Annotated in this window: 11 protein-coding genes; 9 read left to right on the top strand and 2 right to left on the bottom strand. The window is 58.4% G+C overall.

The annotated features are described in order from the left end of the window. The first annotated feature begins 62 nt into the window (after positions 1–62). A complete protein-coding gene (gene purH, locus PL640_RS16155) occupies positions 63–1,679 on the top strand; it encodes a bifunctional phosphoribosylaminoimidazolecarboxamide formyltransferase/IMP cyclohydrolase (protein ID WP_271362610.1) in 1,617 nt (538 codons plus the stop codon). 87 nt (positions 1,680–1,766) lie between these two features. Here purH and PL640_RS16150 read toward each other — a convergent pair whose 3' ends face one another. Both PL640_RS16150 and PL640_RS16145 read right to left on the bottom strand, forming a co-directional pair. Continuing rightward, a complete protein-coding gene (locus PL640_RS16150) occupies positions 1,767–3,299 on the bottom strand; it encodes a UxaA family hydrolase (RefSeq protein ID WP_271362609.1) in 1,533 nt (510 codons plus the stop codon). Positions 3,300–3,341: 42 nt separating this feature from the next. After that, entirely contained in the window at positions 3,342–4,034 is a 693-nt protein-coding gene (locus PL640_RS16145; protein WP_271362608.1) for a FadR/GntR family transcriptional regulator, read from the bottom strand. 258 nt (positions 4,035–4,292) lie between these two features. On the opposite strand from PL640_RS16145, the gene PL640_RS16140 reads away from it, so the two are divergent. The 8 genes from PL640_RS16140 (at position 4,293) to PL640_RS16105 (ending at position 12,294) form a co-directional block, all read left to right on the top strand. Continuing rightward, positions 4,293–5,855 (top strand): sugar ABC transporter ATP-binding protein, encoded by a 1,563-nt coding sequence (locus PL640_RS16140; protein WP_271362607.1) that lies wholly within the window; start codon positions 4,293–4,295, stop codon positions 5,853–5,855. Between the two features lie 8 nt (positions 5,856–5,863). Beyond that, positions 5,864–6,886, top strand: coding sequence for an ABC transporter permease (locus PL640_RS16135; protein ID WP_142842148.1), 1,023 nt, complete (start codon positions 5,864–5,866; stop codon positions 6,884–6,886). 76 nt (positions 6,887–6,962) lie between these two features. Further along, positions 6,963–7,904 (top strand): ABC transporter substrate-binding protein, encoded by a 942-nt coding sequence (locus PL640_RS16130; protein ID WP_046799686.1) that lies wholly within the window; start codon positions 6,963–6,965, stop codon positions 7,902–7,904. Between the two features lie 64 nt (positions 7,905–7,968). Beyond that, on the top strand, positions 7,969–8,982 hold the full coding sequence (locus PL640_RS16125) for an aldo/keto reductase (protein WP_271362606.1): 1,014 nt from the start codon (positions 7,969–7,971) through the stop codon (positions 8,980–8,982). A gap of 5 nt (positions 8,983–8,987) precedes the next feature. Continuing rightward, entirely contained in the window at positions 8,988–9,809 is an 822-nt protein-coding gene (locus PL640_RS16120; RefSeq protein WP_271362605.1) for an amidohydrolase family protein, read from the top strand. A gap of 3 nt (positions 9,810–9,812) precedes the next feature. Beyond that, the gene (locus PL640_RS16115) at positions 9,813–10,823 is read left to right on the top strand and encodes a zinc-binding alcohol dehydrogenase family protein (protein ID WP_271362604.1); all 1,011 of its coding nucleotides are present in this window, start codon (positions 9,813–9,815) and stop codon (positions 10,821–10,823) included. Further along, positions 10,820–11,953: a mannitol dehydrogenase family protein gene (locus PL640_RS16110; RefSeq protein WP_271362603.1), complete on the top strand. Its 1,134-nt coding sequence runs from the start codon at positions 10,820–10,822 to the stop codon at positions 11,951–11,953. Before PL640_RS16115 ends, PL640_RS16110 begins: the two co-directional genes overlap by 4 nt. Positions 11,954–11,964: 11 nt before the next feature. Beyond that, positions 11,965–12,294, top strand: coding sequence for an L-rhamnose mutarotase (locus PL640_RS16105; protein ID WP_142842153.1), 330 nt, complete (start codon positions 11,965–11,967; stop codon positions 12,292–12,294). Positions 12,295–12,309: the final 15 nt, after the last annotated feature.

Here is a 12,309-nt window from a genome sequence, read left to right as displayed (position 1 = left end):
GGCGGCAATTGCTGGATCAATTCCATTTCAGCCTGTCCTCCCCGTTAAACGGAGTATGCCCGATGGCCGTCGTGTCCAAAAAAATCCCCGCCCCCGATAAAGTCAAAATCCGCACGGCGCTTCTTTCCGTGTCCGACAAGACTGACATCATCGAGCTGGCGACGGTTCTCTCCAAGCTGGGCGTCCGGCTGCTTTCGACTGGTGGAACGGCGAAGGCCATTGCCGATGCGGGACTGGCGGTGACGGATGTTTCCGAGGTGACCGATTTTCCCGAGATCATGGACGGTCGCGTCAAGACTCTTCACCCGAATGTGCATGGCGGGCTTCTGGCGATCCGGGATGATGCCGAACATGTCGAGGCGATGAAGGCGCATGGCATTGAGGCGATCGATCTCTCGGTGATCAATCTTTATCCCTTCGAGGAAGTTCGCGCCAAGGGCGGCGATTATCCGACGACGGTGGAAAACATCGATATTGGCGGCCCGGCGATGATCCGCGCTTCCGCCAAGAACCATGCTTATGTCACCGTCGTTACCGATCCGTCCGACTATCCCGCGCTTGTCGAAGCCCTGCAGGCGGATGATGGCCAGACTTCCTATGCGCTGCGCCAGCGCTTTGCCGCCAAGGCCTATGCCCGCACGGCTGCGTATGACGCCGTGATTTCCAACTGGTTTGCTGAAGCGCTTTCGATTGAGACGCCGGATTACCGTGCCATCGGCGGAACGCTGAAGGAAAAGATGCGTTATGGCGAAAACCCGCATCAGAGCGCCGGTTTTTACCTGACCGGCGAAAAGCGTCCCGGCGTCGCAACGGCAACGCTGCTTCAGGGCAAGCAGCTTTCCTACAATAATATCAACGATACGGATGCGGCTTACGAGCTGGTGGCGGAATTCCTGCCTGAAAATGCGCCGGCAGTCGCCATCATCAAGCATGCCAACCCCTGTGGCGTTGCGACCGGTCCGACGCTTGCCGAAGCTTACAGGCGGGCATTGGCCTGCGATTCCGTCTCTGCCTTTGGAGGCGTCATTGCCTTGAACCAAACGCTGGATGCGGAAACAGCGGAAGAGATCGTCAAGCTTTTCACCGAAGTCATCATCGCACCTGATGTCACCGAAGAAGCAAAGTCCATCATCGCTCGCAAGCCGAACCTGCGCCTGCTGACTGCTGGCGGTCTGCCGGACCCACGCGCAGCCGGCATTACCGCAAAGACCGTTTCTGGCGGCCTGCTGGTGCAAAGCCGTGACAATGGCATGGTCGAAGATCTCGACCTTAAGGTTGTCACCAAGCGCGCGCCGACGGCGCAGGAGCTTGAAGACATGAAGTTTGCCTTCAAGATCGCCAAGCATGTGAAATCAAATGCTGTGATCTATGCCAAGGATGGGCAGACCGCAGGCATCGGCGCAGGCCAGATGAGCCGGGTGGATTCCGCCCGCATCGCCGCCCAGAAGGCGGAAGATGCGGCCAAGGCGCTTGGCCTTACTGAGCCGCTGACGCGCGGGTCTGCCGTTGCTTCGGAAGCCTTTTACCCCTTCGCCGATGGTTTGCTTGCTGCGATTGCCGCTGGCGCCACAGCTGTCATCCAGCCGGGCGGCTCCATGCGTGACCAGGAAGTGATCGACGCTGCAAACGAGCATAATGTGACGATGGTGTTCACCGGCATGCGTCACTTCCGCCATTAAGCCGCGGACCTATAGTCAGGAATTGTTAAGGCCCGGAAATCGCTTTCCGGGCCCTTTGTTTCACGTGGGACAGTTTCGATTTTTCGTTCAGGTCACCGCGCCGACCTGCCACGGCACGAATTCGTTGTCGCCGTAGTCGTAAATTTCGCTGACGGTTTTGTCGCCGGAAGCCACGGCCAGAATATGTTCGAAAATTCGTTTGCCGGATTCTTCGATGGTTTCCGCGCCGGTAACGATCTCACCGCAGTTGATATCCATGTCTTCCTTCATGTGTTCATACATTTCGGAATTGGTGGCAATCTTGATGCAGGGCGATGGCTTGAAACCCGAGACCGAGCCTCGGCCGGTGGTGAAACAGATGACGTTGCAGCCGCCGGCGACCTGGCCGGTGACGGCAACGGGATCGTAGCCGGGCGTATCCATGAAAACGAAACCCTGCTCCGTGACGGTTTCGGCGAATTCATAGACCGCCTTCAGCGGCATCGAGCCGCCTTTGGCCACTGCACCCAGTGATTTCTCCAGAATGGTGGTGAGGCCGCCGAGCTTGTTGCCATGGGAGGGGTTGTTGTTCAGCTCGTCGCCATTGCGGGCGGTATAATCCCGCCACCAGTCGATACGCTGTAATAGTTTTTCGGCGACCGCCGGGGTGATGGCACGTTTTGTCAGCAGGTGCTCGGCGCCGTAAATCTCAGGTGTTTCGGAAAGAACCGTCGTGCCGCCATTGCGGACGATAAGGTCAGATGCATACCCCAGGGCCGGGTTCGCGGAGATACCGGAGTAGCCATCCGAACCGCCGCATTCCAGCGCCACTTTCAGCTTCGAAAGCGGTTGCTCGGTGCGACGGGCGGCATTGACCATCGGCAGCATGGCCTTGATCTCGGCAATCGCCGCATCGATTGTCTTGCGCGTGCCGCCGTGTTGCTGGATGGTCATGGTGCGCAGTCGCTCACCCTCTTCCATCTTGTAATGTTCGAGGATGGGGGCGATCTGGTTTGTTTCGCAGCCGAGGCCGATCAGCAGAATGCCGCCGAAATTGGGATGACGGGCATAACCCTGAATGGTGCGGATCAGAAGGCGATAACCTTCCGATTTGGTATTCAGCGCGCAGCCGCCGCCGTGGGTCAGCGCGACGACACCATCGACGTTGTCGAAACCGTCAAGTCCGCCCTGCTTGTTGAAGTAGTCGGCGATATAACGCGACACCGTGGCGGAACAGTTCACCGATGCGATGACGCCGATATAATTGCGTGTGCCCACGCCGCCGAGACCACGATCATAACCCATGAAGGTGCGGCGCTCGGTTTCCGGCACCATGCCCTTTTCTTCGATATCGACACTGAACTGATGTGCGTGTTCGGAAGGCACCATCGCGAGATTGTGAAGATGCACGTGCCGGCCCGGCTCGATATCCTGCGTGGCGATACCGATCACCTGGCCGTATTTCAGCACCTCGTCCCCGGATTTAATGTATTTCAGGGCCACTTTGTGCCCGCGTCCGATCAGTTCGCGAGCCGTCAGATCGCCCCTGCCCGTCGCACCACCGGCCGGAATGGACCGGCGCGCCACCGCAACATTGTCGTTGGCGTTCAGCAAAATGGTTGCCTCGGAATTCTCACTCACGGGTTTTCCTCCTCCCGGTATATTGCCTGCTATGTTTTTAACTCAGCTTTCGACCCAGCGCCGTTTGGAGCCTTCCAGATGGGTATGAATGGCGGCCTGCGCCAATAGCGGATCTTTGAGCTCCAGAGCTGCCAGAATGGCTTCGTGCTCCTGAAGCGCATGGGTCCAGGTATCCCGATCCTCGAATTTGACCCGCAACTGGGCTGAAATGGGGCTGTGTCGTTCGTCGAAAAGGCTTGCAACCAGCCGTGTGAGGACGCTGTTGCCGGATTGTTCGGCAATGGTGACGTGAAACAGCCGATCCTGATCCAGAGGTTTGCGTCCCGCCTCGATTTCCTTCTGCATCGTATTCAGGATCTGGCGAAGGTTTGCGATCGTCTCGTCGGTCATGCGGCTGGCCGCCAGCACGATGGTCGCGCCTTCCAGCGCAGCGCGTGCCTGCATTAGTTCGGAAGGGCTGTCGCCCAGCGATTTGGTGTGATGGGTATTCTGGAGAGCCTCCGTCGAGACATAGACACCGGAACCCATGCGAATTTCGACAGTGTTGTCGATTTCAAGCGCGATCAGTGCCTCTCGCAGCGAGGGTCTCGATACACCGAGCTTCTGCGCCAGTTCCCGTTCGGCCGGAAGCCGTGTTCCGGGCAGAAACTCACCGAGATCGATGAGCTCACGTATCTGGTCCGCTATCTGCTGATAGAGCCGGCGCGGTTCCGCTATTTTGGCCTGACCATTCATGTGTTTTTCGATAAGCCCTATGTGCACTCTCTATTTGGCCTTACCGTAACGCCAAGCGTATCAATACGCAAGAAATTACTTAAATATATGAATTTAAAGTGTTATACCTGTTTTCTATAGGTTGACATTCCGCTGCTTTCAAAACCGTACTTCAAATTTTGGCCAAATTGGCTTGACCATTCAAAAAAACCGGCCTAACCATTTGGCCTGTTGAAGGCACCCCCGGTGGAGCGGGGAGCACGGGTGGGAGGTTTCCAGATGTCGCAGGGCGCATCGACAATTCGGGGCGATTTTTCGCCTGAGGAGACGGGCGCGGAGCGTTCGGCCCTCCTGCGTCTTGAAAACATCAGCAAGGAATTTCCGGGCGTCAAGGCGCTGTCGAATGTGCATTTCGATCTGCGCAGCGGTGAAGTGCACGCTGTCTGCGGCGAGAATGGCGCGGGAAAATCGACACTGATGAAAATCATCAGCGGCGTCTACCAGCCGAGCGACGGCACGATTCTGCACAAGGGCGTGAAGGTGCAATATGCATCGCCGCTGGAGTCCGAAGCGGCCGGCATCGCTATTATCCATCAGGAACTCAACCTCGTTCCGCATCTCTCCGTTGCCGAAAACATCTATCTTGCGCGCGAGCCGCGCCGTGGCTTTCTCGTTGACCGCAAAAAGCTGCGCGTTGATGCCAAACGCTGTCTTGATCGGCTGGGAGTCGATATCGACCCCGACCAGATCGTGCGCGGCCTCTCGGTCGCCCAATGTCAGATGGTGGAGATCGCCAAGGCGCTCTCTCTTGACGCTGAAGTGCTCATCATGGACGAGCCGACCTCCTCGCTGACCGAGCAGGAAACGCGGCTCTTGTTCAAGGTCATTCGCGATCTTAAGGCGTCCGGTGTCGGCATCGTCTATATTTCTCATCGTCTCGATGAAATGGCCGAGATCGTTGATCGCGTGACGGTCCTGCGCGACGGTCGTTATATCTCTACCGACGATTTTGCGTCGATCACCGTTGACGATATCGTCACGCGCATGGTCGGGCGCTCGCTGGAAGACAAGTTTCCGGAGCGCACATCGAAGCCGACGGAAGACATTATTTTCTCTGCCGAGGGACTGACGCGCGCGGGCGTGTTTCAGGATGTCTCTTTCTCGCTGCGGCGTGGCGAAATTCTCGGCTTTGCCGGACTGATGGGGGCCGGACGCACCGAGGTGGCGCGTGCAATCTTCGGAGCCGATGCCCTCGATAGTGGAAAAATCACCTTTGAGAGCCGCGAGCTGTCCATCCGCTCACCGCAGGACGCCATCAGGGAAGGCATTGCCTATCTGTCGGAAGACAGAAAGAGCGATGGTCTCGCCATCAAGATGTCCGTTGCCGCAAATACCACTCTTGCCAATATCGGCGAAGTTTCCAACCGTTTCGGGTTGATTGATTTCAAGAAACACGACGATGTCGCCAGACGTTACGTCGACCTTCTGAATATTCGCACACCCTCCATCCAGCAGACGGTGCGGCTGCTATCAGGTGGTAATCAGCAGAAAATCATCATCGGTAAATGGCTGTTCCGGCAGTCGCGCGTGCTGTTCTTCGATGAGCCGACGCGCGGCATTGATGTCGGCGCGAAATTCGCGATCTACAAGATCATGGACGAACTGGCTGCGAAGGGCATTGGCGTTGTTCTCATCAGTTCGGAGCTGCCGGAAATTCTCGGGCTGACGGATCGCATCGCCGTTTTCCACCAGGGCCGGATCACGGGCGTGCTTGAGACCGCCAAGACCAATCAGGAAGAAATCATGCGGTATGCGTCCGGTTACGGCCGGGCCGCGCAGTGAGGAACGACATGGCCAATATTGCAGAACCCAAGAAGAGCTTCGCTTTCAGCGACCGCCAGAAGGACATCATCCAGAAATTTGCGGCGCTTGGCAGCCTCGTTGCGCTTGTTGCAGTCTTTTCCGCAACCAGCAGCGCTTTCTTCACCGTCAATAATGGCATGACGATCGCATTGCAGGTCACGTCCATTGCGCTGCTCGGTATCGGCGCAACCTGCGTCATCATCACCGGCGGTATAGATCTTTCCGTCGGTTCGGTGCTTGCGCTTGCCGGCGTCGTTGCCGCCCTTGCGGTGAAAGAACTTGGCATGCCGGTGCCGGTCGGCATGTTTCTCGGTATTCTGACGGGGTCTCTCTGCGGCTTCATCAACGGCCTGCTCGTCACGCGCTTCAAGCTGCCGCCTTTCATCGCCACACTCGGCATGATGCTGATTGCCCGCGGTGTAGCTTTGCAGATCACCGGTGCTCGCGCCGTGTCCGGTCTCGGCGAATCCTTCGGCGAACTCGGCAATGGCGCGCTCTTCCGCATCGTCAACATCGGTGATGACGGCTTTCCGAATGTGGTGTTTCCGGGTATCCCCTATCCCGTCATCCTGATGGTGGTGATTGCGCTTGCGGTTTCCTTCATGCTCAACCGCTCGATCCTCGGCCGTCATATCTATGCCGTCGGTTCCAACGCGGATGCGGCGCGGCTGTCTGGCGTGAATGTCGCCCGCGTTACCAACTTCACCTATATCCTGTCCGGAACTCTGGCTGGACTGACGGGCTGCGTGCTGATGTCACGCCTCGTCACCGCCCAGCCGAATGAAGGCGTGATGTATGAGCTGGATGCGATTGCCAGCGCCGTCATTGGCGGCACGTCCCTGATCGGCGGTGTGGGCACCATTTCCGGCACGGCCATCGGCGCCTTCGTCATCGGCATCCTGCGCAACGGTCTCAATATGAACGGCGTCTCCGCCTTCACGCAACAGATCATCATCGGCCTCGTCATTCTGGTCACCGTCTGGATCGACCAGTTGCGCAACCGCCGCTGATCAAGGGCCTGCGGACCCTTTCCGCAAAAAAGATCGGCAAGGGGAGGCCCGGTATGCCGACATCACGGAGGAAGAAATGAACAAACTTGCGACCGCCCTTCTGACATCCGCAATCGCGCTGTGGAGCGTTTCCACCGTGCAGGCCGGCGAAATCGCCGTCATCGTCAAGACCGTCAATTCCACTTTCTGGCAGAACGTGCAGAAGGGCGCCGATGCGGCGATGAAGAACTCTGCCGGCAACACCATGACCTTCCAGGGTCCGGCTGCCGAATCTGCGATCGCCGACCAGGTCAACATGGTTGAAAACGCCATCAACCGTAAGGTCGCGGGCATTGTTCTTGCCCCTTCCGATCCGGATGCGCTGGTTCCGGCCGTCAAGAAGGCCTGGGAAGCCCGTATTCCCGTCGTTCTGATCGACTCGCAGCTGGCCAGCGGCTCGGAGCAGTATTACCAGTCGTTCCTCGCAACCGACAACAAGAAAGCCGGCGAACTGGCAGCGCAGGCGCTGATCGACAAGGTTGGCAAGGAAGGCAAGATCGCCGTCATGTCTTACGTCGCCGGTGCCGGTTCGGAAATCGGCCGCGTTGGCGGTTTCACCGATTACATCCAGATGAATTCCAACCTGAAGATCGTCGGTCCTTTCTATTCGCAGTCGCAGATGGCGACCGCGCTGAACCAGACCACCGACGTTCTGGCCGCCAATTCCGATTTGAAGGGTATCTTCGGCGCCAATGAGCCGACGGCAATCGGCGTTGGCCGCGCGCTCGCCCAGACCGGCAAGGCCGGCAAGGTGGTTGGCATCGGCTTCGACGGCAATCAGGACCTTCAGGGCTTCGTCAAGGATGGCACGCTGGCCGGCATCGTCGTTCAGGGTTCCTACCAGATGGGTGAGAAGGGCGTGGAAACCATCACCAAGCTCATCAACAAGGAAAAGGTTGAGAAGTTCGTCGACACCGGCGTCGTTGTTGTCACCAAGGACAATGTCGACAAGCCGGAAGCCAAGAACGTTCTTTATTAATGCATGACGGCGCGCCGCTTTGCGACGGCGCGCCTTTTCAAATAAAACCCGGAAAGTCCCTGCGATGAAAGTCTCCGATACACGCAAATTGCCGCGCCGCGCCGTTGACGTTACGGTCATGGGCCTCGGCTGCGCCCAGATGGGCAATCTCTACCGCGTCACGCCCTATGAGGAGTCCAAAGGTGCGTTCGACACGGCTTGGGAAAGCGGCATGCGTTATTTCGATACCGCGCCGTTTTACGGTTATACGCGGTCGGAGCGTCGTCTCGGCACCATGGTAACGGAGCATGAGCGGAACGATTATACGCTCAGCACCAAGGTCGGCCGGGTGATGGTTCCGGATGAAACCGTTGGCCCGGAAGAGGACGCCTATATTGCGCCCCTGCCGTTCCGCCCGACCTATGATTATTCCTATGACGGTATCCTGCGTTCCTTCGAAGCCAGCCAGCAGCGGCTCGGTGTTCTGAACCCGGATATTCTTTATGTGCATGATATCGGCTCCTTCACCCACGGCGAAAAGCACCAGCATTACTGGGAGCAGCTGACCACTGGCGGCGGCTTCCGGGCGCTTGGCAAACTGCGTGAGGAAGGCTCAACCGGAGCTGTCGGTCTTGGCGTCAACGAATGGCAGATCGTCAGCGATGCCATGGATGTCTTCGATATCGACGTTGCCATGCTTGCCGGCCGTTATACGCTCCTGGAACAGCAGAGCCTTGCCTTCATGAACCGCTGCGCTGAAGGCGGCGTCGGCATCGTTGTCGCCGGTGCTTTTAATTCGGGCATTCTGGCTGGTAACCGCAAGTTCAACTACGCCGATGCGCCTGCCGATATCCTGACGCGCGTCGATGCGCTGCAGGGCGTGTGCGAGGAGCTGGGCGTGTCGTTGCAGGCGGCGGCGCTGCAATTTCCGCTCGCCCATCCCGCTTCGGTCACGGTCGTTTCAGGCGCGCGCAACGCCCAACAACTTGCTTCCAATATTGAATGGTTCGAACAGCCTATCCCGGATGAGTTCTGGTCCGAGCTGCACAGGCGCGGCCTGATTGCCGAAGGTTCGCCCGTGCCCGGCGGAAAGGCCTGAAGGCCATGCTCATCGACGCCCACCAGCATTTCTGGTTGATGAAGGACCGTGCCGGGCAATGGCCGCCGCCGTCGCTTGCCGCCATCTACCGGGATTTTCTTCCGGCCGATCTCTCGCCTTTGCTGGCTGCGGCCGGGGTTTCGGGCACGGTGCTGGTGCAGACAATGGAGACTGCCGCCGATACCGATTTCATGCTGGAGCTGGCGGAAAAGACCGATTTCATCAAGGGCGTGGTCGGCTGGGTGGACATGAAGTCCCCCGATACGGCGACGGAAATTGCCCGCCGGGCAAAACATCCAGCCTTCAGGGGCGTGCGCCCCATGCTGCAGGGCATTGAGGATGTGGCCTGGATCGACGATCCGGCGCTGGATGCTGCGGTGGACGCGCTGGTGAAACACGGGCTGGTATTCGATGCGCTGGTTCTGCCGGCCAATCTGCCGCATCTCCTGTCATTTGCCCGTCGCCATCCGCAATTGCCTGTTGTCATCGATCATGGTGCGAAGCCGTTTATCGCCACCGGCCATTACAGCGACTGGCGGAGCGACATGGCGGCATTGGCGGCTCTTGCCAACGTCCATTGCAAGCTGTCCGGTCTGCTGACCGAGCGTGGCGAGCAGCGGCCGGAAGCGGTGCGGCCTTATGCCGAAACCATTCTGGAACTCTTCGGCGCAAACCGCGTGATCTTCGGCAGCGACTGGCCGGTGTTGCGACTGGCCGGTGATTACCAGGCCTGGCTGGATTTCTGCCGCGACATCGTGCCGGCAGAGGACCATGCGGCAGTTTTTGGCGGCAACGCCATCCGTTTTTATTCCCTTTCTGACAGGTGATGCATGCTGGCGATTTTCTGTGACACTCCCGGTCAACTTACCGCCAAGGATCTGCCGAAGCCTCGTCGTGGTGAAGGTGAAGTGCTGGTGCGCATTCGCCGCATCGGTGTCTGCGGTACTGACCTGCATATCTTCACCGGCAACCAGCCTTATCTTTCCTACCCGCGCATCATGGGCCACGAGCTTTCCGGCACGGTGGAAGAAACGCCTGATGGCAGTCCTCTTTCGGTTGGCGACGTCGTCACCGTCATTCCCTATATCTCCTGCGGAAAATGCAGTGCCTGCCTGAAAGGCAAGAGCAATTGCTGCAGGAACATTGGCGTGCTCGGCGTTCATCGCGATGGCGGCATGGTCGAATATCTGAGTGTGCCGCAGCAATTCGTGCTGAAGGCGGAGGGGCTGAGCCTCGATCAGGCAGCCATGACCGAATTTCTGGCGATCGGCGCGCATGCCGTGCACCGTGGCGCGGTCGAGAAAGGGCAGAAGGTCCTGATCGTCGGCGCTGGCCCGATCGGCATGGCGGTTGCGGTTTTTGCGGTTCTCGATGGTGGCGAGGTGACCATGATCGACGGACGCACCGACCGGCTGGATTTCTGCAAGCAGCATCTCGGCGTCGCCCATACGGTAACGCTCGGTGAGGGTGATAAGGACCGCCTCTCCGATATTACCGGCGGTGATTTCTTCGATGCGGTTTTTGATGCGACGGGCAATCCGAAAGCCATGGAGCGCGGGTTTTCCTTCGTCGGGCATGGCGGCTCCTATGTGCTGGTATCCATCGTCGCCAGCGATATCAGCTTCAATGATCCGGAGTTTCACAAGCGCGAGACGACGCTGCTCGGCAGCCGCAATGCAACGCTTGAGGATTTCGAGCGGGTGTTGCAGGCGCTGCGGGAAGGCAAGGTGCCGGAAGCACTGATTACCCACCGTATGACGCTTGCCGATGTGCCTTCCAAATTCGCCGGTCTGACCGATCCGAAAGCCGGAGTCATCAAGGGCATGGTGGAGGTGGCATGACAGCTGACACCCCCATTTTGCAATTTGGCACCAGCCGCTTTCTTCTGGCGCATGCGGATCTGTTCGTTTCGCAGGCGCTGGATAAAGGCGAGGCTCTTGGACATATTACTATTGTCCAGACGACCGGCAATGCGGAAAGCCTTAAGCGTGTTGCCGCACTGAATAGCGGTGCCCCCTACCCTGTGCGCATTCGCGGTATCCGCGATGGGCAGGAAGTGGACGAGGAAATTCCTGGCAAGGCTGTCGCACGCGCGCTGACCGCCGCAACCGACTGGGCCGAAGTGCGGCGTCTCGCGTGCGTGGCCGAGGTCATTTTGTCCAATACGGGTGATCGTGGTTATGAGCTGGATTCCGCTGACGGGCCTGGCCTTGCGGCCGATTTCACGGTGGTGCCGAAAAGCTTTCCTGCCAAGCTCTGCATGTTGCTGCTGGAGCGTTTTCAGCGCAATCCGGAAGCGCCTTTGTCGATCTTCCCCTGCGAGCTTGTGCCGCGCAATGGCGAAAGGCTGCAGCACGTCATTCGCCAGCTTGCAGACGAGTGGCAGTTGCCGGCGGGTTTTGCCTTTTATCTCAACGAGAAATGCCGTTTCGCCAATAGTCTGGTCGATCGCATCGTCTCCGAGCCGATCGATCCTGTTGGTGCGGTGGCGGAACCCTATGCGCTTTGGGCAATCGAGAGGCAGGAAGGGCTCGTTCTGCCATGCACGCACCCTGCGATCGTGCTGACGGATGATCTCGACCATTACGAAAAGCTGAAGCTTTTTCTGCTCAATCTCGGCCACTCCTATCTGGCTGAGCGCTGGATGCAGGATGCCCGCGCGAAGGATGAGACCGTTCGTCAGGCGATGGGCGACGACGCTCTCGTTACGGATCTGGAAACGCTGTGGCGGGATGAGGTTCTGCCGGTCTTTGCTGCCGAAGGCATGGGAGATGAGGCTGCGGTTTATATCGGCGTGCTGCGCGAACGTCTGCGCAATCCTTTTCTCGCGCATCGGCTGGCAGATATCGCCGGTAATCACGATGAAAAGAAGCGCCGCCGATTCATCCCGATCATCGCTGCTGCAGAACGGCTGGGATTGAACCTGCCGCAACGCGGGCTGCGTGCGGCACTCGCCACCATAAAGCAATAACGGAGTTTTTCATGCAGCGGATGGGCATGGTCATAGGCGTCAAACCTGAGATGATCGCGGAATATAAAAGGCTGCACGCTGCCGTCTGGCCGGAAGTTCTGGCGCTCATCAGCGACAGCAACATTCGCAACTATACGATCTTCCTGCGCGAACCGGAAAATCTGCTGTTCGGTTATTGGGAATATCACGGCACGGATTTCAGTGCCGATATGGCGAAGATAGCCGCAAGCCCCAAGAACCAGGAATGGTGGTCTTTTACCATTCCCTGCCAGCAACCGCTCGAAAGCCGCAAGCAAGACGAGTGGTGGGCGATGATGGAAGAAACCTTTCACCACGATTGAACGATTTCCTTTGAC

Source organism: Agrobacterium sp. ST15.16.024 (genome assembly GCF_027956545.1).
GTDB classification, from domain to species: Bacteria; Pseudomonadota; Alphaproteobacteria; order Rhizobiales; family Rhizobiaceae; genus Agrobacterium; species Agrobacterium cucumeris.
Note: the sequence above shows the minus strand (reverse complement) of the source record. Positions and strands in the feature narration are given on the sequence as shown.